Source organism: Catenuloplanes japonicus, assembly GCF_000717135.1.
GTDB lineage: Bacteria > Actinomycetota > Actinomycetes > Mycobacteriales > Micromonosporaceae > Catenuloplanes > Catenuloplanes japonicus.
Genome location: NZ_JNXY01000040.1, coordinates 133,180 through 154,139, shown reverse-complemented (window position 1 = coordinate 154,139; position 20,960 = coordinate 133,180). Strand labels below are relative to the sequence as shown.

The 20,960-nt window shown below is 70.1% G+C and carries 15 protein-coding genes, 1 tRNA gene and 2 pseudogenes; 8 read left to right on the top strand and 10 right to left on the bottom strand.

All coding sequences use genetic code 11. From position 1 onward, the window contains the following. The first annotated feature begins 96 nt into the window (after positions 1–96). Positions 97–1,908 (top strand): Hsp70 family protein, encoded by a 1,812-nt coding sequence (locus tag OP04_RS43070; RefSeq protein WP_198154183.1) that lies wholly within the window; start codon positions 97–99, stop codon positions 1,906–1,908. A 549-nt stretch (positions 1,909–2,457) separates the two neighbouring features. Further along, positions 2,458–3,783 (top strand): annotated as a pseudogene (locus OP04_RS56155) (recombinase family protein); the annotation flags it as partial. Positions 3,784–4,519: 736 nt separating this feature from the next. On the opposite strand, the gene OP04_RS43055 reads toward OP04_RS56155, so the two are convergent. Beyond that, positions 4,520–4,603, bottom strand: a tRNA-Leu gene (locus OP04_RS43055). Between the two features lie 233 nt (positions 4,604–4,836). Here OP04_RS43055 and OP04_RS43050 point away from each other — a divergent pair. Together OP04_RS43050 and OP04_RS43045 are read left to right on the top strand one after the other, a co-directional pair. After that, on the top strand, positions 4,837–5,808 hold the full coding sequence (locus OP04_RS43050; protein WP_085067230.1) for a lipid II:glycine glycyltransferase FemX: 972 nt from the start codon (positions 4,837–4,839) through the stop codon (positions 5,806–5,808). Between the two features lie 2 nt (positions 5,809–5,810). Continuing rightward, the gene (locus OP04_RS43045; protein ID WP_033345782.1) at positions 5,811–7,319 is read left to right on the top strand and encodes a UDP-N-acetylmuramoyl-L-alanyl-D-glutamate--2,6-diaminopimelate ligase; all 1,509 of its coding nucleotides are present in this window, start codon (positions 5,811–5,813) and stop codon (positions 7,317–7,319) included. Between the two features lie 301 nt (positions 7,320–7,620). Here OP04_RS43045 and OP04_RS43040 read toward each other — a convergent pair whose 3' ends face one another. Next, positions 7,621–8,076, bottom strand: a complete 456-nt coding sequence (locus OP04_RS43040) for a DUF6228 family protein (protein WP_198154182.1) — start codon at positions 8,074–8,076, stop codon at positions 7,621–7,623. Positions 8,077–8,293: 217 nt separating this feature from the next. Next, on the bottom strand, positions 8,294–9,187 hold the full coding sequence (locus tag OP04_RS43035; RefSeq protein WP_033345781.1) for a helix-turn-helix transcriptional regulator: 894 nt from the start codon (positions 9,185–9,187) through the stop codon (positions 8,294–8,296). A 125-nt stretch (positions 9,188–9,312) separates the two neighbouring features. Here OP04_RS43035 and OP04_RS43030 point away from each other — a divergent pair, with 125 nt between their 5' ends. Beyond that, complete coding sequence (locus tag OP04_RS43030) at positions 9,313–10,272, top strand: SMP-30/gluconolactonase/LRE family protein (protein WP_198154181.1); 960 nt, start codon at positions 9,313–9,315, stop codon at positions 10,270–10,272. A gap of 338 nt (positions 10,273–10,610) precedes the next feature. Here OP04_RS43030 and OP04_RS56910 read toward each other — a convergent pair. From OP04_RS56910 to OP04_RS43005, 6 genes and pseudogenes are all read right to left on the bottom strand, one after another. After that, positions 10,611–10,745: pseudogene (locus OP04_RS56910) on the bottom strand (nuclear transport factor 2 family protein); the annotation flags it as partial. Between the two features lie 359 nt (positions 10,746–11,104). After that, entirely contained in the window at positions 11,105–11,968 is an 864-nt protein-coding gene (locus OP04_RS50765; RefSeq protein WP_051799942.1) for a helix-turn-helix domain-containing protein, read from the bottom strand. A 5-nt stretch (positions 11,969–11,973) separates the two neighbouring features. Further along, a complete protein-coding gene (locus tag OP04_RS43020; protein ID WP_033345780.1) occupies positions 11,974–12,435 on the bottom strand; it encodes an ester cyclase in 462 nt (153 codons plus the stop codon). A 106-nt stretch (positions 12,436–12,541) separates the two neighbouring features. Continuing rightward, positions 12,542–12,895, bottom strand: coding sequence for a nuclear transport factor 2 family protein (locus OP04_RS43015; RefSeq protein WP_051799941.1), 354 nt, complete (start codon positions 12,893–12,895; stop codon positions 12,542–12,544). Positions 12,896–12,984: 89 nt separating this feature from the next. Continuing rightward, the gene (locus tag OP04_RS43010; protein ID WP_033345779.1) at positions 12,985–14,430 is read right to left on the bottom strand and encodes a PIG-L family deacetylase; all 1,446 of its coding nucleotides are present in this window, start codon (positions 14,428–14,430) and stop codon (positions 12,985–12,987) included. 68 nt (positions 14,431–14,498) lie between these two features. Beyond that, the gene (locus tag OP04_RS43005) at positions 14,499–15,089 is read right to left on the bottom strand and encodes a TetR/AcrR family transcriptional regulator (protein ID WP_051799940.1); all 591 of its coding nucleotides are present in this window, start codon (positions 15,087–15,089) and stop codon (positions 14,499–14,501) included. 69 nt (positions 15,090–15,158) lie between these two features. Here OP04_RS43005 and OP04_RS43000 point away from each other — a divergent pair, with 69 nt between their 5' ends. Both OP04_RS43000 and OP04_RS42995 read left to right on the top strand, forming a co-directional pair. After that, positions 15,159–15,971 carry an SDR family NAD(P)-dependent oxidoreductase gene (locus tag OP04_RS43000; RefSeq protein WP_033345778.1) on the top strand — a complete coding sequence of 271 codons (813 nt, stop codon included), beginning with the start codon at positions 15,159–15,161 and terminating at the stop codon, positions 15,969–15,971. A gap of 54 nt (positions 15,972–16,025) precedes the next feature. Beyond that, positions 16,026–17,264 carry a WD40 repeat domain-containing protein gene (locus tag OP04_RS42995; RefSeq protein ID WP_051799939.1) on the top strand — a complete coding sequence of 413 codons (1,239 nt, stop codon included), beginning with the start codon at positions 16,026–16,028 and terminating at the stop codon, positions 17,262–17,264. Between the two features lie 1,181 nt (positions 17,265–18,445). On the opposite strand, the gene OP04_RS42990 is transcribed toward OP04_RS42995, so the two are convergent. Beyond that, a complete protein-coding gene (locus OP04_RS42990) occupies positions 18,446–19,042 on the bottom strand; it encodes a TetR/AcrR family transcriptional regulator (RefSeq protein WP_033345777.1) in 597 nt (198 codons plus the stop codon). 107 nt (positions 19,043–19,149) lie between these two features. On the opposite strand from OP04_RS42990, the gene OP04_RS42985 reads away from it, so the two are divergent. Beyond that, positions 19,150–20,862: an MDR family MFS transporter gene (locus OP04_RS42985; RefSeq protein ID WP_033345776.1), complete on the top strand. Its 1,713-nt coding sequence runs from the start codon at positions 19,150–19,152 to the stop codon at positions 20,860–20,862. Positions 20,863–20,960 lie beyond the last annotated feature (98 nt).

The window sequence follows — 20,960 nt, the reverse complement described above, 5'->3', positions numbered from 1 at the left end:
GACTACGGCACCGCCACGACCACCGCACTGCTGTCCACCCGGGACGGACGATCGTTCCCCATCGTCGTCAACGGCGCCACGGTCCTGCCCAGCGGCGTGTGGCTCGACACCGCCACCGGCCGCCTGCTCACCGGCACCCCTGCCCTGGAGGCCGCCCGGAAACGCCCGGAGGGGTGGCTGGCCGAGCCGCTGCGGCACCTCGGCGACGAGGCGATCGAGCTGGCGGGCGTCACGCTAGACCCGATCGAGGCGGTCGCGGCCGTGCTCGGCGGGATCGCCACCCACGCCTCCGCGATCGCCGGAATGCCGATCAGCAGACTGACGCTGGTCGTGCCGTGCTGGTGGGGCCCACGACGGCGCCAGCAGCTACGACTCGCGGCCACCAAGACCGGCCTGCCCGAACCCCGCCTCGTCGCCGATGCGATCGCGGTCGCCACCCACTGGATGGCATGGTCCACCTCCGCGATCAGCACCGGAGCCTGCGCGCTGGTCATCAACGCGGGCGCGAGCGGAATCACCGTCGCCGCGATCGGGGTGCTCGACGACGGAGGACAGCTCCTCGCTCACCACACCGTTCCCGGCTCGTCCGCCGCCGAACTCGACATGGCCCTCGCTGAGCAGCTCATCACCTCGGCCGCCGGGACTGGCCGGCGCCTGTGGGAACAGCTGTCCACGCCGGAACACGCAGCCGACCGACACCAGCTGCTCGAAGCCGTCCGCATCGGCAAGGAAGCCCTCGACCAGCAGACGGCACAGGTCGAGATCGCGCTACCGGCCCCGTACCCGCCGGCCGTCCTGGACCGCGGCGTCCTGGACACCGTCCTCATCGGCGTAGGTCAACGGCTGCCGGAAGCCGTGACCCACATCCTCGCGGCTGCGGATATGCACCGGGAAGACCTGACGGCAGTGCTCCTCACCGGTGGCCACGCGTCACTCCCGGGAATCGCCGACACCATCGGGAAGACCGCCGGGCGCACACCGGTCGTGGTCTCCCGCCCGGACGCCGCAGCAGAAGGCGCCCTCCGCCTCGCCGGTCCACCGGCGGCCACCGCAGGTCCGCAACTGCCACCGCTGCGGATCGGCTCTGGCTGGCATACGCTGGTCCCGCCCGGGTTGCTGGCCGTCGCCGCGATGATCCTGCTCGCGTACACCCTCGACAACAGCGCGATGAACGAGTTCCCGGGCGGCGGGGTCGCATATTTCCTGCGGCTGCCGCAGCTCGGCCTCAGCGGCCTCCTCGTCGCGCTCGCCTGCTGGAGTACCGGGATAGCGATCACCGGTCTGCGGCACGCCGCAGCGCGCAACCCGAGCGAACAAACGTCCTACGCCCGGGGCTCCCGCCGGGCGCTGTTCACCGCAGCAGCATCGGGCCTGGCCCTGGCCACCGGCTTCGGCATGTACGCCAGCGCCAACATGAACCTCCACACAGACACCTTTGCCTGGTGGCCAATCCTCTTCGCCCTCCCCGTCACCATCCTCACCACCACGGCAGGACTGGCCATCACCCGCATACCAGCCAGCGACATCCCCCTGTGGATCCGCGACTACCGCACACCCGCCATCCCGGCGCTCATCGCCACCACCGGCATCCTCATCACCGCAGCAGCCACCCGCGGCATCCCAGACGTCTACCCGCTCAGCCCGCTCGGCAGCGCTACCGCGCGCCTCGGCATGCTGATCCTCGGCACAGGCATCGGCCTCACCATCGCCCACGGCCACATCAGCCGACTCATCGCCGCCACCGCATTCGGCTTCAGCTTCGCCATCCTCTTCACCTGGCGGACCCTCAACCACTACCACTGGATCTTCGCCGCTGCCGCCGTTTGGTGGGTCTTGACCGCAATGCTTCACGCCATCCGAAGCCTCTCACCCACCCTCAACGAACACGCACAGCGATCCTTGCAGTGATGCACCGTGAGCGGGCGACGGCGAGGCCGACGAACGCGATCGGGCCGGCGGCGGTGGCACTGCAGCAGAGCCGGACCATGACGGCGAGCACGGTGGTGCGGACGGCGGTGGCCCGGGGACGCTGAGGACAGCCGTAAGTCCGGCCCCGGCCAGGACCAGTCGGATCTAGACATCGGCACCGAGCGTAAAGACGCCCCATGGCGGCCAGTACCGCGCCGCCGATGGCGAAACTTCGACCGCTTCCTCGCCGACGAGATCAACCGCGTCGACACCACGCCGTCCGCGCTCGGCCTGTAGCGGACAGGTCTCACCGCCGACCCCACCAGAGGCGCTCCGGAACTCAGCCGCTACCGCAACGACATCAGCCTCGAGCGCAAGGCGGAAGGAACCTGGTGTCGGCTGTGCCTCCCCGCCGGTCACATCCTGCGGAGGAGCGGTTATGTCCACGCCTGCACTGCATCGAATCGAGGCGACACGGCGGCTGTGCCGACGCGCACGGCCCTGGACGCCATGCCCATCCGAACGCTCCCGTCCTCGGCGACGCCATGAATGACCTGGATGGTCAGAGCGGGAACGGATCCGACAAGCCGGGCCCGGACGATGCCACCCGGCAAGGGCTGTCGACACACGGCCTTTCGGCCACCGCGCCCGCCGACACAGCAACGGCGCCCGCAGCTCTGGGGCCCCCGGAGAGCGACGCGGCGCGATATGCTTCTTGCCTCGGCCAGCAGGACGCACCTCAGCCGATCCGCAACGAGGCACGAGACGACGGCAGTCCAGAAGGACGCAAGCCCCGCGCACACGCCCATGCGGAAAGCAACGCCCCCACCGGCCGGAGCCTTCGCGTCACCACGCCCGACGAAGCGCCCGACCTCACCCCGGGCGCGGCCCGCATCCTGCTACGCATCCTCCTCCACGCGGCCGGACAGCAAGGACTCGCACCACCCGACTCCGCCGATCGGCACGAGCAGTAACGAGGTAGGCATGAACTTCGGTTTCTACGGCCGCGTCTCCACCGAGGACCAACAGGACCCCGCCGCTTCCCGCGCCTGGCAGAAGTCCCGAGCAACAACGCTCATCCAGCCCGCCGGTGGAAAGATCGTCCGCGAGTTCTTCGACATCGGCCTGTCACGGTCGATCCCCTGGAAACGACGCCCCGAAGCGACCGCCCTCCTGTCCGCACTGAAAGACCCGCATCGCGGCTTCGACGCGATCGTCATCGGCGAACCCCAGCGCGCGTTCTACGGCAACCAGTACGGCCTAACATTCCCGCTCTTCGTCCACTACGGAGTCCAGCTCTGGGTGCCCGAGGTCGGCGGCGCCATCGACCCGGAGAGCGAAGCCCACGACCTGGTCATGTCCGTCTTCGGCGGCATGAGCAAGGGCGAACGCACCCGCATCCGCATCCGGGTCCGCTCCGCCATGGCCACCCAAACCGTCATGGAAGGCCGCTTCCTCGGCGGCCGACCGCCATACGGCTACCGCATCATCGACCTCGGCCCGCACCCCAACCCCAGCAAAGCCGCCATCGGGCACCGCCTCCACGGCCTCGGCCTCGACGAGCAGGCAGCACCGGTCGTCGTCCGCATCTTCACCGAGTACATCGCAGGCGCCGGCTTCTTCGCCATCGCTCAGGGCCTCACCCACGACGAGATCCCGTGCCCATCAGCCCACGACCGCGACCGCAACCGGCACCGCAGCGGCATCGCCTGGTCCAAGGGCGCCGTCCGCGCCATCCTGACCAACCCTCGATACACCGGTCACCAGGTCTGGAACCGCCAGCGTAAGCAGGAGGTCCTGCTCGACGTCGACGATGTCGCCCTCGGCCACGAAACCAAGATGCGCTGGAACGACCCGAATGTATGGCTCCGCTCCACCGCCCCCAGCCACCCGGCCATCGTCACACCGGAGACTTACCAGCTCGCCCAGGACGTCTTCGCCGCCGGCGGCCGCGGCAAACGGAAAATGCCCCGCACCACCCCTCGCCCGTACCAGCTCAGGGGCCTGGTCTACTGCGGCCTCTGCGAGCGCCGCATGCAAGGCAATTTCAACCACGGCCTGCCCCACTACCGCTGCCGCTTCCCCAACGAGTACGCCCTGGCCAACCACGTCGAACACCCGCTCACGGTGTACCTGCGCGAGAACCAGGTCATCCCGTCCCTCGACCGATGGCTCGCCAAGATCTTCCAGCCCGGCCAGATCGAGGACACGATCACCACCCTCACCGACGCCCAGCCCGAAGACCACCCGGAGAACCCCGCCGAACTCCGCACCATCGCCGACTGTGACCGCAAACTCGCCGCCTACCGCGCCACCCTCGACGCCGGCGGCGACCCCGCGATCATCAGCGAATGGATCGCCCAGACCCAGACCGAGAAGAAACTCGCCGAATCAAAATTGCGACAACGCGACAGCAAGACCAAGCGCCTCACCCGCGAGCAGATTCACCACATCGTGACGACACTGACCGACATCACCCAGGTCATCCACGACGCCGCACCAGCCGACAAGGCCGAGATCTACAGCAAGCTCGGCCTGCGACTGATCTATCACCCTGGAAAAGCAGCAGTCCTGGTCGAAGCTCGACCAGGACTCGTGTGCACAAAGTATGTGTCCGAGGGGGGACTTGAACCCCCACACCCTATACGGGTACTAGCACCTCAAGCTAGCGCGTCTGCCATTCCGCCACCCGGACCTGCACTACGCCCCCTCCAAAGCCGGACCAGGGCTTCCACCCTTTCGTCCGCCCCCGTCAGGGCCGCACAGGTGGAAACTTTACATGACCCTCACGCCCCCTCCCAACCACCCCCACCCTCACCCCGCGTAGCCGCCGAACGGGCGGTGGCAGAGTAGGTGTCGCAGTGCTCTGATTGCACCCATAGGGAATGCTGGTGCGCCGAAACCAGTACAAGACCGGACGGCAGGTTCATGTCACCGACAACAACCGAATCATGGCAGAAAGTAGTCGACGAGGAGGCGTGGGACGCCCAGCTCTTCGCGCGGCCCCGGGACGGGCACTTCCTGCAGAGCAGCCACTGGGCAGCCTTCCAGCGGGCGAACGGCCGTGAGGTGTATTTCGGCAGCGGCGACGGCTGGCAGTGCATGGCGATCGTGGAGCGCGCGGGCGAGAACTGCCGCCTCTACTGCCCCTACGGCCCGGTGGCCGACAACGTCGAGGCGCTGACCAGGGCCACGGACGCGCTCCAGGCCCTCGGCAGGCAGGAGGGCGCGGGTTTCATCCGCGTCGAGCCGTGGGCGCCGGTCGAGCGGGACGACATCGCCAAGCTGGGTCACCTGCCCTCGAAGCGGAACATGCAGCCCGGCCTGACCTGGGTGCAGGATCTGCAGGGCAAGACCCGTGACGCGCTGGTGCTGGAGTTCGCGGCGAATGTCCGCAACCGCTGGCGCAACGCGTACAAGAAAGACATCTCGGTCAGGCCGAGCACCGATCTGGCGGACGTCGAGATCCTGCTGGAGATGATCCACGACGTCTCGAAGAACACGGGCATGATCCCGCACGGTGACGACTATTACCGGATCCAGGCGAAGACGCTGATCGAGCGGGGCGCGGCGACGCTGTACGTCACCCGGCAGGGCGAGCAGCCGATCGCGGCCGCGATCGTCTACGACAGCCCGACCACGCGCTACTACGCGCACTCGGGCAGCCTGCTGGAGGCGCGGAAGCTGCACACCGGCACGGTCATGCTGGCGACAATGGTGCTGGACGCGCAGGAGCGCGGGCAGCAGGTGTTCGACTTCGTCGGCGCGGCGCCGAAGGACGAGCCGGATCACCCGTGGGCCGGGTTCACCGAGTTCAAGCAGTCGTTCGGCGGCCGCTACCGGCAGAACCTGGGCACCTGGGAGGCCGCGTGCCTCAAGCAGCCGCCGGCCGCCGAATAAGAATGGACAAGAGGACAACAGTGCACCTGGACGAGATCCTCGCCGAGGTCCCGACGGCGACGCTGGTGCAGGGCGACGCCACCCGGGAGATCACCGGCATCACGCACGATTCGCGTCGTGTGTCACCCGGTGACCTCTTCGTCGCGATATCCGGTGCCCAGCACGACGCGCGCGGCTTCGTGCGGCAGGCGCTGGAGCGCGGCGCCGCCGGCATCGTGGCCGAGGGGCCAGTCGAGATCGACGGCGACACCGCGCTGGTGCAGGTCCCCACTGCCCGCGCCGCGCTCGCCGACCTGGCCGTGGCCGTCTACCACCACCCCGGCGACGCGATGAGGATGATCGGCGTCACCGGCACGGACGGCAAGACGACCACGTCGCACCTGATCCACGCCGCGATGGAGCAGAGCGGGGTGCGCACCGGCCGGCTCACGACCGTGGGCATGACCACCGGCGGCGGCAACCCGCCGGTCTACACCGGCTTCACCACGCCGGAGTCCGGCGAGCTGCAGCGGATGCTCGCCGAGATGGTCGCGGCCGGCTGCGAGGCCGCCGTGACCGAGGTCAGCTCGCACGCGCTGGAGCTGCAGCGGGTGCGCGGCGTGCCGTTCTCGGCCGCGGTCTTCACGAACCTGACGCCGGAGCACCTGGACTTCCACGGCACGATGGAGAACTACGCGAAGGCCAAGGCGCAGCTGTTCACGATGGCCGCAGAGCGCGGCCCGGATTCGTTCGGCGTGGTCAACGCGGACGACCCGTCCTGGCAGCTGATCACCGCCGACGGCCCGGCCACGCTCTACAGGTTCGGCCTGGAGTCCGAGGGCCTCGACCTCTGGGCGGAGAACATCCGGCTGGACACGGACCGCTGCCGGTTCACCATGGTCACCCCGTGGGGCCGCCGCGAGGTCGTCTCCGCAATGCCCGGCCGGATGAACGTCAAGAACTGGCTGGCCGCGACCGCGGTCACGGTCGGCCTCGGCGGGGACCTGGACGCGGTCGTCGCCGCCGCCGCGCACGCCACCGTCGAGGGCCGCATGCAGTCCGTGGCCGCCGGCCAGCCGTTCGAGGTGTTCGTGGACTTCGCGCACACCCCGCACGCGCTGGAGACGGTCCTGCGCACGCTGCGCGCCCAGACCAAGGGCCGCCTGCGGGTGCTGTTCGGCCACTCCGGCGGCCGCGACGCCGGCAACCGCCGCCCGATGGGCAGGATCGCCGCGGAACTGGCCGACACCGTCATGATCACGTCGGACAACCCCGCCCACGAGGACCCGGTCGCGATCTCCGCCGAGATCGTCATCGGCGCCCAGCAGGCCACCTCCGGCACCGACGACGTCCGCGTCGTCATCGACCGCGGCGACGCCCTCCGCGAGCTCCTGTCCGAGGCCGCCCCCGGCGACACCGTCCTGCTGGCCGGCAAGGGCCACGAGGACTACCAGACCCTCGCCACCGGCAAAATCGACTGGAACGACGCCCGCGAGGCCCGCCGCACCCTGTCCGCCCTCGGCTGGACCTGACCCCGCACTCCCCGGCGGCGGGCCCCTCCCCCGGGTCCCGCCGCCCGAACCCACAAATCACAGGCCGCGAGGGTACGGCCGGAACTCCGCCCTCGAGGCCGCGCCCACTGTGGACACCGTCCGGTGGTGCTGGGAGCGGGAGCCGGCCCCGCTCTCGAACGGTCTGACCGGCGACGTGACCGACACGCTCCGTGGCTCGAAGGGCTCGTAGCCCGGGGCGTGATCGGCGATGTCCGTGCAGGGGGTTCCGGACCCGCTTCGGAGCAGGGGCCGCGCGGCCTTCATCAGGCCACGGACCACGTCAGCGCGATGGTGCCGGCATGGGCAGGAACTCGCGCAGATCGGCGGCGAGATTGCTCATCTGCTCGCCGGCTTCCAGCCAGGTAGTGACTGACGCCTGCCAGGTGTCGGATCGGGTCAGCCAGCGGTGGAGGTGCCAGGTGAGGGCGACATGGCCGCCGGTGTGGAAGCCGGCGCGAACCGACAGGTGGTTGGTCTGCCAGGTCCGGTCGCCGTCCCAGCCTCGATAGTCAGCGGCCAGCCGAGCGATGAAGTCGGGCAGCCATTCGTCGTCCCAGACCCACACCTCCACGCCTCGAAGCTGGGCCTGGAGTCCATCGGCTCGAGCGTCGACGGCGAACCCGATGCCGCATTCGTCGGGCAGGTAGCGGCTATGCAGACGGACGGCCGTGTCGCGGTCTTCCTGGCAGCGGATGAGCAGGCTGAGTTCGTCGGAGTCCTCGTCGCGGTTCTGCATGTCGGGATAGTAAGGAGCCTCAGGGCCTTTGAGCAGCAGGTTATCCCGCTTGGAGCCGGTCCGGGTTTGTGGGTTGAGCCGGGCCACGGCGGGACCGGCTCCGAGCGCCGTGCGGAGCGCCAGCGGAGCCCGACGCGAGGTTTGCCCGCGGGAGCAGCGCTGCTGGACCATGCTGGAAGCGGGAAAATGAATTGGATCTTGATTTGGGGGTGTGGGGTCAGACGCGGTGAGCGGTCTGGGCGCTGTGGGGCACCAGGGTGAGCAGTCGCAGTTGATCCTCGGCTGTGGATCCGGGCTCGGCGGTGCAGACGCAGACGTGTTGCTGCGGTGACGGGGCTGGGGTGGGCAGGTCCATCGAGTGGTAGGAGAGGGTCAGGCGGCCGACCGCGGGGTGCTGGAACGTTTTGGTGCCGCTGATGTGGATGCGGATGTCGTGTGCGGCCCAGCGGGTGCGGAACTCGGGGCTGCGTGTGCTCAGCTCGCCGACGAGGTGGCGCAGCCGGGTGTTGTGCGGGTCGCGGCCGGCCTCGGCGCGCAAGGATGCGGTCAGCATGTCGGCGGTGGCGTGCCAGTCGCCGTAGAAGTCGGGGGCGCCGGGGTCGAGGAAGTGGTATCGGGCCAGGTTCGCGTGGCCGTGTTCGCGGGTGGTCGGGCTGTCGAAGACCGGTGCGTGCAGTGCCCGGCCGAGCGCGTTGACGGCCAGGATGTCCTGGCGGGCGTCGCTGATCATCGCGGCGGCCAGCGTCATGCTGTCCAGCATCCACTGCAGCTGTGACGGCGGCTGGGGTTCCCGTGGGCGGCTCACGCCTTTTCCGGTCTGCCGGGCGGCGCGGGCGAGCGCGAACAGGTAGACGCGTTCCTCGTCGTTGAGGCGCAGTGCGCGCGCGACGGCGCCGATGACGTCGTCGGAGACCTTGTCGATGCTGCCTTTCTCGAGGCGGGTGTACCAGTCGGTGCTGATTCCGGCGAGGACGGCGACTTCCTCGCGTCGCAGGCCTGGCACCCGTCGGCGGCCGGCGGCGGGCAGGCCCGCGTCGTGCGGGGTGATGCGGGACCGGGCGCTGATCAGGAAGTCGCGCACGTCGGCCCGGGTCTCGGGGTTGTTGGCCACGCCGCCACGGTACGCGGAGACGGCGCCGGCAGCCGGGGGTGAGTTTCTCCCCCCGATACATCGGCCCTGGCAGGGGGTCTGTCCGGCGGATTGCATGGGCTTCGCAACTCGTGAAGGAGGCAGCCTTGTCCACATCGAAGAACCGCCGCCGGTACGGTGCCGCGCTGGCCGCGATCGTGCTGCTCGCCGCCGGGACGGCCACGCCCGCGCAGGCCGGCACCCCGCGCGGCCGATATGTCGTGCCCGGTGACCAGACCCATCCCGAGGGCATCGTCCGTCAGGAGGGCAGTCCGTATTTCTACGTCGGCGGGACCGGCGACGGGACCGTATATCGCGGCCACGTCGACCGGCCGCGTCTGGAGGTGTTCCTGCCCGGTGGGCAGGACGGCCGTACCACTGCGGTGGGCATGAAGATCAGTGACGGGCGCCTGATCGTCGCGGGCGGGGCTACCGGCAAGGTGTTCGTGTACAGCATCAGGACCCGGGCGCTGCTGCACGTGTTCGACTCCGGCGCCACCAGCACGCTCGTCAACGACGTGGCCATCGCGCCGAACGGCGACGCCTACGTCTCCGACTCGTTCCACCCGGTCCTCTACCGGATCACCGCCGGTGAGCTGGCCGACCGGCGCGTGCACCAGGAACTGCGTACCGCAGTCGATTTCACGGGTACGGAGGTGGTCTACGAGGACGGCATCAACGGCAACGGCCTGGTCGTCACGCCCGACGGCCGGTACGTGCTGATGGCCGACACGAACTCGCAGGCGCTGTACCGGATCAGCACCGGCACCGGCCGGATCACGCGCATCGACCTGAGCGGCGTGAACGACATCGGCCCGGACGGCATGCTGCTGCGCGACGGCACGCTCTACAGCGTCACCAGCCTGTTCCACCCGGAGGGTGAGATCGCGGTCCTGCGGCTGAGCAGGGACTACTCGCGGGCGACGGTGGTCCGCAGGATCAACGGCCGGGGCATGGACATGCCGTCCACCGGCGCCTTCGACGGCGGGGACATGCTGGTCGTCAACTTCCAGTGGCAGATCGAGAACCCCCACCTGCCGTTCACCGTGGTACGCGTGGCGCTGTAGCCGTCGCTTCGAATCCTGACCCGCAGCCCTTGCTGCCTGGCAGCGTCCGTTGTAGCCGGGCAGCAGGGTTGCAGTCGGCGGTGACGACCGCGCGGCGCGTCCGAGTAGCGGTGCGGGCGTCGGGAGGTGCCCCCGCGTTCGCCGCCGGCTGCCCGCGCTCTAACCGGCCTCGATGTCGAGCCTGGCGGCCAGTCCGTCGCGGATGAGTAGCACGTGGCGGAACCTGCCGGTCGACACCGGTGTCCCGTCCGGGGTGCGGACGGTCTGTTTATGTGGACCGCGTACCGCCCGCCGCCGAGCGCGACCGGCGCGCCCGGCTCGTCGTGGGTGTGCACCCGCTGCCACTGCCGGGTCCAGTAGTCGCGCAGCGCGTCCTTGCCGTGCATCCGCAGCGGCCCGTCCGGCCAGTCGACGTCGTCGGTCACCAGCGCCAGCAGCCCGTCAGCGTCGCGCGCGTTGTAGGCGGCGTACATAGGCGGCGTACATCTGCCGCACCAGACCGGTGATCCCGTCACTCATCTCGTTACCTCCTCGCGCCGGGGCGGATGCGCCCTCGACCAACGCTAGACGTAACGCTCGTTACGCGAAAACCGCCTCAGTTCACCGCCACGATCCGCCAGCCCTGTTCCCGGACGGCCGCGTATCGTCCCGGCTCAGCGACGGAATGAGGAGAGCGTGGAAGACAGCGAAGCCCGCAGGCCGGCCTGTTCCGGGCCGTCGCCCGGCTCGCGTTGCCGGCCCGGGATCAACGCGACTACCTGGCGACGTCGCCACCGCACCCGAGAGCACCGCCACCGTGCGCCGCTGGGACGCCGAGACCGGCCTGCCCTGGTCAGAGGGCCGACCGGTAGGCGGACGGTGACGTACCCGTGCGGCGTCTGAAGGTTTTCGCGAAGTGTGACTGATCGACGAAGCCGCACAGCTCGGCGATCTCCGCGACCGAGGCCGACGTCGTGCGCAGCAGGCGCGCGGCCAACTCGATCCGGAGGCGCAGATGGTATTGCGCCGGGGTCTCGCCGGTCCGGTCCCGGAACAGCCGCAGCAGGTGGTAGCGGCTGAGCCCGGCCGCCGCGGCCAGCACCGCGAGACTCACCGGCGCGTTGAGGCTGGCGTGCAGCAGGTCGATCGCGCGGGCCACCCGGGCGTCGTCGCGCGGCTGCGGTGGTGGCGCGGGCGCGGTGCCGTGCCGGGTGAGCAGGTGCACGGCGATGAACTCGGCCGCGGACGCCGCGTACAGGTCGGTGACGCCGGCGCGCGCGGCCTCGTGCAGCCGGGTCAGCATCGCGCGCAGCACCTCGTCGTCGAACGCGAGCCCGTTCGGTGGCGGCAGCCGGTCCGGGCCGTGCGCCCAGACCTCGGCGGCGACGCGGGTCATCGTGCGTTCCGGCAGCAGCAGCCGGATCTGGGTGATCCGCGCGTCGCCGGTCGGGGAGTCCCAGCGCAGGTCGCACGCGGTGGACGGTGCGGTGGTGGCCAGCGCGCCGGGGCCCATGAGCCCGGCGGCCCAGGTGCCCCGGCGCCGGCTGTGCACCAGCCGGGTGCCGCTGATCTGCAGGTCGAGCAGTTGTGCGCCGATCCCGGGCAGCGCGACGTGGTCGGCCGCGCCGGCGATGTCGAGCACCTCGAGGCGCGCCGACCGCCAGCCGCTGCGGAAGACGGTCCGTGCCAGCCGCCGGTGATCCGCGCCGAGATCCACGCCCCCTATTCTGCCAGCGGGTCGGCGCCGAGCTGCCGCAGCCAGGCGAGGTTGTCGTACATGACCCATTCTTCGGCGAGCCGGCCCTCGTCGTCGTAGCGGAACATGTTGACGAGCGGCAGCGTCACCGCGCGCCCGTGGGGTGGCAGGGTGCCGACCGGCGACGCGGTGAACGGCTTCTCGAAGACGCCGCCCATCTCGGTCCGGGCGCCGATGAGCGCGCCGGCCGAGACGATCTCGCGCCGCTCGCAGTAGTAGCCGGTGAACGCGTCGCGCATCTGCGTCCAGAACTCCTGGAGCGCGTCGAGGTCCATGTCGCCGTCCGGCGCGTGCACCCGGAAGTCCGCGCTGAAGAACTCCTTCACCCGTACCGGGTTCTCCACCGCGATCGCCTCCCGGCCGAACCGGACGAGTTCCCGCGAGCGCCGGTCGTAGCGGGTGTCGTCGGGAGAGATGAAATCGGACATGTCGTGGCTCCTCCGCACCTGAACTTGTCGGTCACGATCGAGCCTAAATTCAAGATCAGAGCCGGCATCGGTACGGAATTGCGGTTCTGTCCGGCAGTTCTTGCGATCAGCCGGCCTCGATGTCGAGCCGGGCGGCGAGTCCGTCACGGAGCAGCAGCGTGTGGCGGAACCGCCCGGCCGACACCGGCGTCCCGTCCGGCGTGCGCACCGTCTGTTCTATGTGGACCTGGAACCGCCCGCCGCCGAGCGCGACGATCGCACCGGCCTCGTCGTGGGTGTGCACCCGTTGCCACTGCCGTGTCCAGTAGTCGCGCAGCGCGTCCTTGCCGTGCATCCGTCGCGGCCCGTCCGGCCAGTCGACGTCGTCGGTGACCATGGCCAGCAGCCGCTCGGCGTCCCGCTCGTTGTAGGCGGCGTACATCCGCCGCACCAGGCCGGCGGGCCCGATCTCCTCACGCATCCCGTTACCTCCTCGCGCCGGGGCACCGTGCCCTCGGCCAACGCTAGACGTAACGTTCATTACGCGAAAAGACCGGGCCCGCTCCGGCGTCAGCTCACCGGCACGATCCGCCACCACTGTTCCTGACCGCCGGTGGCCGGCCGCTGGACGATGCCGGTGGCGTCCCCGCCGGTGGCGGTCAGCGCCAGGTCCGGCACACCCGCCACGTCCTGGCCGCTGGTGGTGGCGAACCGCAACTGGTAGCCGGAGGTCTCGTTCCCGTGGATCCGGACGACCTGCCGGCCGGTACGGCACGGGGTCTGCACGACGGCCGCCTGCGACGTCACGCTCCCGCCCTCGACCGCCACGCACAGCCCGGACTGGACGTTCTGCAGCAGCCACCCGCCGTCCGTGCCGACCTGGTTGTTCTGCGCCCGCCAGGCGCCGTCCGTGACGAGCAGGCGGAACTGCTGCTGGAGGCCGTCACCCGGGTTCGCCGACTGCAGCGGCCCGCCGGACGAGACGCCCAGCCGCAGGCCGGTCTGCACGTTCTCCAGCCGGTAGACCCGGTCGATCTGCGGTCCCGGACGCGCGGACGGCGGCAGCGGCACGACGAGGTCGCCCATCCACGCGCCCTCGGCCCGGTACTGGCGGTGCAGCCAGGCATACCACCAGCCCTCGCAGGCCGGCGCGTTCGGTGCCGGGTTCGGCGTGCAGACGTGGATGTCGTCGTCCCAGGCGTCGTACTCCCAGTAGATCGCGAGCCTGGCCTGGTACGCCGCCCCGGTGATGTTCTCCGGCAGGTACATCGTGGAGTAGTCCCGGTAGTAGTGCACCGGGACGTCCGGGAACGTCCACATGACCAGCCGGGCGACGGCCACGTGGTCCGGGTGCGCCCGCATCGCCGTGTTGGCCTGCAGTGCCGTGAGGTCGACCCAGCGGTGCTGGTCGCCCGTGGGGTCCACCGTGTTGATCACGTCGGGCTGGAAGTCGGCGGCGACGCCGCGCAGGAAGCCGTGCAGCGAGTCGCGACGCAGCGTCTGGGGCGGGTTGAGCTCGCCCTGCACGGTGACGAGCCGGCCGCCCTCGGCGTACAGGCTCCACAGCTCACCGCCGGAGGCGTTGTCCGGGATGCGCATCTCGATGACGGAGACGCGGTCGCCGAGCGTGTGGGCGGTCGCCGCGATGCCCGCGGCGGAGTAGGCCGACTTCTGCCAGTCGTCGACGTCGAGTCCGGCCGCGGCCGCGTACGCGTGCCGGATGCCCTGCTCGCGGGCCTCGACGTACCGCATCCGCTCGTCCACGTCGGGCGTTGCCGGATTGTCCCCGTGGTAGTCGGAGGCGACCAGGAACACGGTCCGCACACAGAGCGCCGGGTCGGCGAGGTTGGCGTACAGGTCCGGGCTGAGGAAGAACATGTCGTCGTCGTGGTGGGCCACGATGTTGAGCACGCGCTGCGTGCAGGCGGGATCGGCCGCGGCGGGGGCGGCGGCCAGCGGGAGTGAGGCGGCGGCGAGCAGCAGTGTCGCCAGGACTTTCGCAGCGGGGAACGTCACGGAAGGCACCGTAACGTCGATAAATCGAAATATCTGACTTTAATCCGCGACAATGACTGTCAGGTTCGCTATTGCGCGATCGGCGCGATGACCGCCATCGCGCGGTCGAGGTAGACCGCGATCGGGGCGTCGTCCGGCGCCGCCAGCCAGGCGTACTGGGCGACCACGAAACAGCCGAACGCGGCCGCCGCCAGCGCGTCCGCCGCCAGATCCGCGGCGGCATGAGGCCTCCCGGCCGCCGCCGCGCGCTCCACCAGCACCGTCGCCGCCGCGCGCTGCAGACCCTGCAGCTTCTGCAGGTAGACCGCGTGCAGCGCGGGCGTCTCCAGCACGATCCGCTGGATCGGCCGCATGTTCCGGTCCGGCACGTCCATCACGTCGAACAACCGGCGCAGCGAGACCCACTCCGGCTCACCCGCCGGCCGCGCCCGCAGCCCGTCGAGGATCGCCCCCGAGTTCAGCTCCAGCTTCCCGACGATGATGTCCTCTTTCGTCGGGAAGTAGCGGAACACGCTGCGCTGCGACATTCCCACCGCCGCCGCGATGTCGTTGATGGTCGTCGCCTCGTAGCCACGCGTCACGAACAGCTCGACGGCGGCCAGCGCGATCTCGCGCGCGACCGCGCCACGGGTGCGTTCCCGCAGATTCTTGGTCTCCATAGCCCGCCGACCCTATCACCGGCCGACACTCTTGACAGTCACTGACACATTTGGCGTACACTGCGCATCATGTCCAAGACCATCGTCATCACCGGCGCGAGCGACGGCATCGGCGCGGCCGCCGCACGCCGGCTCCACCACGACGGCCACCACGTCGTCCTCGTCGGCCGCTCCCCCGCCAAGACCGAGGCGATCGCCCGCGAGCTCGGCGCCGACCACGTCGTCGCCGACTTCACCCGCCTCGACGAGGTCCGCCGGCTCGCGGACGCGCTCACCGCGGCGTACCCCCGCATCGACGTCCTCGCGAACAACGCCGGCGGCGTCTTCGGCGACCCCACCAAAACCGCCGACGGCTTCGAGATCACCTTCCAGGTCAACCACCTGGCCCCGTTCCTGCTGACCACACTGCTGCTCGACCGGCTGATCGAGTCCCGCGCGTCGGTCATCCAGACGTCCAGCACCGTCGGCATGGCCCCGAAAATCGACACCGACGACCTCAACTTCGACCGGAACTTCAACCCCGTCCGCGTCTACATGGCGGCAAAACTGGAGAACGTCCTGTTCACCCGCGAACTGCACCGCCGCTACCACGACCGCGGCATCACCACGGCCGCGTTCAACCCCGGCAACATCGCCAGCAACTTCGCCACCCGGTCGCAGAGCCCGATCCACAAGTTCGTCGCCACGAACCGCATCACCCGCTCACTGCTGCTGACCACCCCGGACAACGGCGCCGACCAGCTCGTCTGGCTGGCCACCACCACCGGCTGGCAGTCCGGCGGCTACTACGTCACACGCACGCTCGCCAAGAGCAACCCGCAGGCCGACGACACCGACCTGACCCGCCGCCTCTGGGACCGTTCCGCGCAGCTCGTCGCCTGACGCCGGCGTGACCTATCCTGCGCGCAGCAACCGATCCGGCCCCGGAAGGCACCGATGCCCGACACCATCACGGCCTGCGGCCACGACACCACCACCCCGCCGGTACGGGTCTGCGCGCACCTGACCGCCGTGACCGGCGACGATCCGGTACCGGACCCGATCGGCGTACTCACCGGCCACGGCCTCCAGCACCACATCGTCTGCGCCGGCTGCGACACCCCGGCCGCCCTGATCTGTGCGGACTGCGCCGCGGATCTCCATGTCACCGCCTGGCGCGGGCAGCCCGGCATCCTGGAACGGCCGGAACCGTTGCACACCACCGTGTCCCGATGGCCGCTGCCGCCCGCGCTCGGCGAGGTGATCAGCCTCACCCCGGCCGGCTCCGCCTGGCTGGCGCTGACCGCCGACGGCCGGATCGCCGAACTACGGCCGGACACCGGCAGCACCGTGTCATTGGCCACAGTGGACGTCCGGTCAGAATCACCGGGCGAGCCCTGGATGGGACACACCCCGTCCCTGCGCCTGCTCGCCTCCGCCGACGCCCGCTTCGCCGCCGTGGTGCGGGACTACGGACGCTTCGGCCAGGTCCTCGACCTCGCCGACGGCGGCCGCCCGACGATGACGCTGGACGGCGGCGACCACCGCCCCGAAACGGTCCCGTTCTCCGCCGCCTTCGCCACAGTGGACGGTCGCACCGTCCTGATCCACCGCACCGCCTGGAACCGCCTCGACATCAGCGACCCCGCCACCGGCACGCTGCTGACCCCGCGCACCCACGACCTCGACTACTTCCACGGCCGCCTGCACGTCTCCCCCGGCAGCCGCGCGATCCTCGACGACGGCTGGGTCTGGCACCCGGTCGGCATCCCCCAGACCTGGAACCTGCCCGCCTGGCTCGGCACCAACCCCGCCGAACCGGAGGAAGGCGCCTCCCTGCAGGCGTTGTGCCAGCGCGCATACCACTGGGACAGCGGCATGTGCTTCATCGGCGACGACCGCGTGGCCCTCAGCGGCATCGGCGATGACGACGACGCCATGATCCCCGGCGCACGCATCTTCGACGTCACCACCGGCACCCAGCTGACCGCGTTCGCCGGCCCCACCGGCACGTTCCTCTCCGACGGCCACCGCCTCTACTCCACCGCCGGCACCACCACCCACGTCTGGGACCCGTCCACCGGCCACCGCACCGCCACCGTCCCCGATTTCACCCCCACCTGCCTCCACCCCGGCACCGGCGAACTCGCCACCATCACCGACGGCACCCTGCTGCGCCTGCAGATCAAGATCTAGTTCATCTGCTCGCTTCCGGCATGGCAGCGTTGCTCCCGCGGCGCTCGAGCTTGCCTGGGGGACACCCCAGACCCTGATCCCGCCGGCCGGCGTGACGGTCCCGGCGCGCGCTTCACCGCCGGGATTCGCTCCGGCCGAAAGGCGACAACCCAGATCAAGATCCAGTTCATTTTCCCGCTTCCGGCGTGGTCCGGCAGCGTTGCTCCCGCGGGCAAACCTCGCGCCGGGCTCCGCTGGCGCTCCACACGACGCGAGGAGCCGGTCACGCCGTGGCCCGGCACACCCACGGTGGCTGAAGCGTCCCGCCACCTCCAGGCACACCGCACGACGCAAGGAACCGATCCCACCATGGCCCGGCACACCCACCGTGGCTGAAGCGTCCCGCCACCTCCAGGCACACCGCACGACGCAAGGAACCGATCCCACCGCGGCTCGGCACACCCACGGTGGCCGAAGCGTCCGGGTACCTCCAGGAGCACCGCGCCTGAAATTTCGGTATTTACTGGTTTTTCGCGGGACCCGGACGATCGGGATGGCAGAGTGCGACCTCGAGCGTCCAGACCCGCCACCTCGATCGCCGGGCACTCCGTGCCCGAAATTTCGGTATATAGACGCCGCTGACCGCTGTCGTTACGGATCCACCGCAGCCGTCGGCGGCCCGCGGGAGCGACAGGATCATTGAGTGCTGCAAAGAGGGCGCCAAAGTGCGCCTGCGACGCCTTCTTTGCAGCACTCGATGATCCTTTCCCGGTGAGCGGCCGGAGCGAGTTGCGGCGACGGCTTCGGCCCGTGGCGGGTGCCTCGGCCCGCGGTACCGCGTACCGGGTGTTCCTGGCCACGGCGAAACCGGCAGGGAGGAGCGCCAGCGACGACCGGTGCCCGCGGGAGCATGCGGACCGCAACCACGCCGGAAGCGGGAAAATGAACTGGATCTTGATCTTGATCTGGTTCCGCGGCCGGGCTCCTGGAGGACGGCGCGCCGGAGCATGCGGCGCTGACCGTGCTGGAATCGCCAATCGATCTGCGCCAGGTGGTCAGTGACGACGTGGAACGTCGCGGATCGGCTGGTGCGGGACGTGGCGTGGCGTCGCCTGCGTCAGGAGGTCGGCCGGGACCGGGGCCGTGCTGGGCGGTGGGAAAGTCTTGGAATCCCGGTGCGGCCGTCGATTTCTGCTGCCGTGTCAGGTGCCTGGTGGTCGGTCGATGCCGCGGAGGACGTCGAGGGCGACGGTGAGCGCGGCCTCGCGGAGTTCGTCGTCGGTGGCGTCCAGGTCCTCGCCGTGCTTGACGGCCATGTGCAGCGCGACGAACGCGGTGCGGGCGCGCATGCGGTCGAGGAGGGTGGCGTCGGGGCCGGCGAGCGCGTCGAACAGGCGGTGCTGGGCGGCGCGGATCTGGGCGCCGAACGTGAGGTTGCCGATCTCGACGGAGTTCTCCCTGATCAGGCGGATCAGGTACTGGCTGCGGGTGGCCTGGTAGGCGGAGATCAGCCGCAGCAGCTCCTCCCGGCCCTCGGGGGTGTCCAGGCGCGGCCCGACCTCGTTGACCATGTCGTCGACGCTGTCGCGGTGGCCGAGCAGGATGCCGCCGAGGATGTCTTCCTTGGTCTTGAAGTGGAAGTACAGCGCGGCCTTGGTGACGCCCAGCTCGTCCGCGATCTTCTGCAGCGACGTGGCCGCGTAACCGTTGTCCGCGAACAGGCGCAGTGCGACCTGCAGGATCCGGTCGCGGGTGTCGGTCCGCCGGTTGTCGACCCTGCTGGTGTCCTGCTGCGTCATGTGTCACCTCTCGCTCACCATTAGATGACTTGACGGACGGCTAGTCAAATCTCTACCGTCAGAAACCTAACCGGCCGACAAGCTATTTTCTCGAAGGAGGCCCGGCCATGCAAGAAACCGAAGAGGCGGCGGGACTCGGGTTCAGCCATCGCCAGATCATGGTGACGATGAGCGGCCTGATGATCGCCATGCTCCTCGCCCAGCTCGACAACATGATCGTGGCGCCCGCGCTGCCCACGATCGTCGGTGACCTCGGCGGCCTGGAACACCTCGCCTGGGTCACCACCGGCTACATCCTGGCCTCCACGGTCGCCACCCCGATCTGGGGCAAGCTCGGCGACCTCTACGGCCGGCGGATCACGTTCGTCGCCTCCGTCGCGCTGTTCCTGGTCGGCTCCGTGCTCTGCGGCATGTCCCAGAACATGGCCGAACTGGTCGCGTTCCGCGCCGTGCAGGGCCTCGGCGCCGGCGGCCTGATCGTCGGCGTCCTCGCCATCGTCGGCGAGATGATCCCGCCCCGCGACCGCAGCCGCTACCAGGGCGTCATGATGGCCGTCATGCCCGTCGCCATGATCGGCGGCCCGCTGATCGGCGGCTTCATCACCGACCACGTCTCCTGGCGCTGGGCGTTCTACGTCAACCTGCCGCTCGGCGCGATCGCGCTCGTCGTCGCCTGGATCACGCTCGCCAAGCTCCCCCGCGGCACCGGCCACGCCCGCATCGACTGGCTCGGCTCCGGACTGCTCACCGTCTGGATCACCTCGCTGGTCCTGATCACCACCTGGGGCGGCACCGAGTACGACTGGGCGTCCCCGCAGATCCTCGGCCTCATCGCGCTCACGATCGCCGGCCTCGCCGCGTTCATCGTGGTCCAGCGCCGCGTCGCCGAGCCGATCATGCCGCTGCGCGTGTTCACCAGCCGCAACTTCGTGCTGGCCGGCGGCATCGCGTTCGTCTCCGGCTTCGCGCTGTTCGGCGCGATCGGCTACCTGCCGCAGTACCAGCAGTTCGTCCAGGGCGCGTCCGCCACCAGCAGCGGCCTGCTCCTCATGCCGCTCATGATCGCGGTGATGGCCGTCAGCATCGTCGTCGGCCAGGTCATCGGCCGCACCGGCCACTACCGGATCTTCCCGATCGCCGGCACGATCCTGGTCACGGTCGGCATGTTCCTGTTCAGCACCGTCGACACCGAGACGTCGCAGCTCACCACCGCGCTCTACATGGTCATCCTCGGCGCCGGCATGGGCGGCCTGATGCAGACCAGCACGCTCATCGCCCAGAACAGCATCGCGCTGCGCGACATCGGCGCCGGCACCGGCGTCTCCACATTCCTGCGCAACATGGGCAGCTCCCTCGGGGTCTCCGTCCTCGGCGCCATCTACGCCCACCAGCTGACCAGCGCGTTCGCGGGCTCCGCCGGCGGCGCGTCCGGCTCCGGTGACTCGGCGGCGCCGGTCTCCTCGATGACGCCGGAGGCGTTGCGCGCGCTGCCCGAGGCCGCCCGCCACCTCTTCCAGCAGGCCGTCACGGACGGCATCACCTCGCTGTTCCTCTGGGGCAGCCTGGTCTCCGCCCTCGGCATCGTCGTGGCCCTCCTGATCCGCCACGTCCCCCTGCGCGGCGGCCGCCCCGGCTCCACCCCGGCGGCCGCGGTCCAGCCCCCGGCACCGGCACCGGCACCGAGCTCGGGTTCGGGTTCGGGTTCGGCTGACGAGACCGTGTCGGTCCAGGAGGAGACGCCCGGCCGGAACGCGGCGCCGGTCCGGAGCGGAACGCCCGGCCAGGACACGACACCGGCCTCCGCGGCGGCCACGAGGTGATCGACCCGGTGCCCGCCGCGCCTCCCGGCGGGCACCGGCATACCTCCAGCGGGGTATCGGGCATAGCTCTGCCGCAGGACGACATGGCACCAAATCCG

Excerpts from the sequence above, each read along its gene's own strand:
- OP04_RS42985 (WP_033345776.1), top strand. The coding sequence starts at position 19,150 with ATGCAAGAAACCGAAGAGGCGGCGGGACTCGGGTTCAGCCATCGCCAG.
- OP04_RS43040 (WP_198154182.1), bottom strand. The coding sequence starts at position 8,076 with ATGCAGAACCGCGACGAGGACTCCGACGAACTCAGCCTGCTCATCCGC.
- OP04_RS42995 (WP_051799939.1), top strand. The coding sequence starts at position 16,026 with ATGCCCGACACCATCACGGCCTGCGGCCACGACACCACCACCCCGCCG.
- OP04_RS43000 (WP_033345778.1), top strand. The coding sequence starts at position 15,159 with ATGTCCAAGACCATCGTCATCACCGGCGCGAGCGACGGCATCGGCGCG.
- OP04_RS43050 (WP_085067230.1), top strand. The coding sequence starts at position 4,837 with ATGTCACCGACAACAACCGAATCATGGCAGAAAGTAGTCGACGAGGAG.
- OP04_RS43020 (WP_033345780.1), bottom strand. The coding sequence starts at position 12,435 with ATGTCCGATTTCATCTCTCCCGACGACACCCGCTACGACCGGCGCTCG.
- OP04_RS42990 (WP_033345777.1), bottom strand. The coding sequence starts at position 19,042 with ATGACGCAGCAGGACACCAGCAGGGTCGACAACCGGCGGACCGACACC.
- OP04_RS43045 (WP_033345782.1), top strand. The coding sequence starts at position 5,811 with ATGGACAAGAGGACAACAGTGCACCTGGACGAGATCCTCGCCGAGGTC.
- OP04_RS43015 (WP_051799941.1), bottom strand. The coding sequence starts at position 12,895 with ATGCGTGAGGAGATCGGGCCCGCCGGCCTGGTGCGGCGGATGTACGCC.
- OP04_RS43005 (WP_051799940.1), bottom strand. The coding sequence starts at position 15,089 with ATGGAGACCAAGAATCTGCGGGAACGCACCCGTGGCGCGGTCGCGCGC.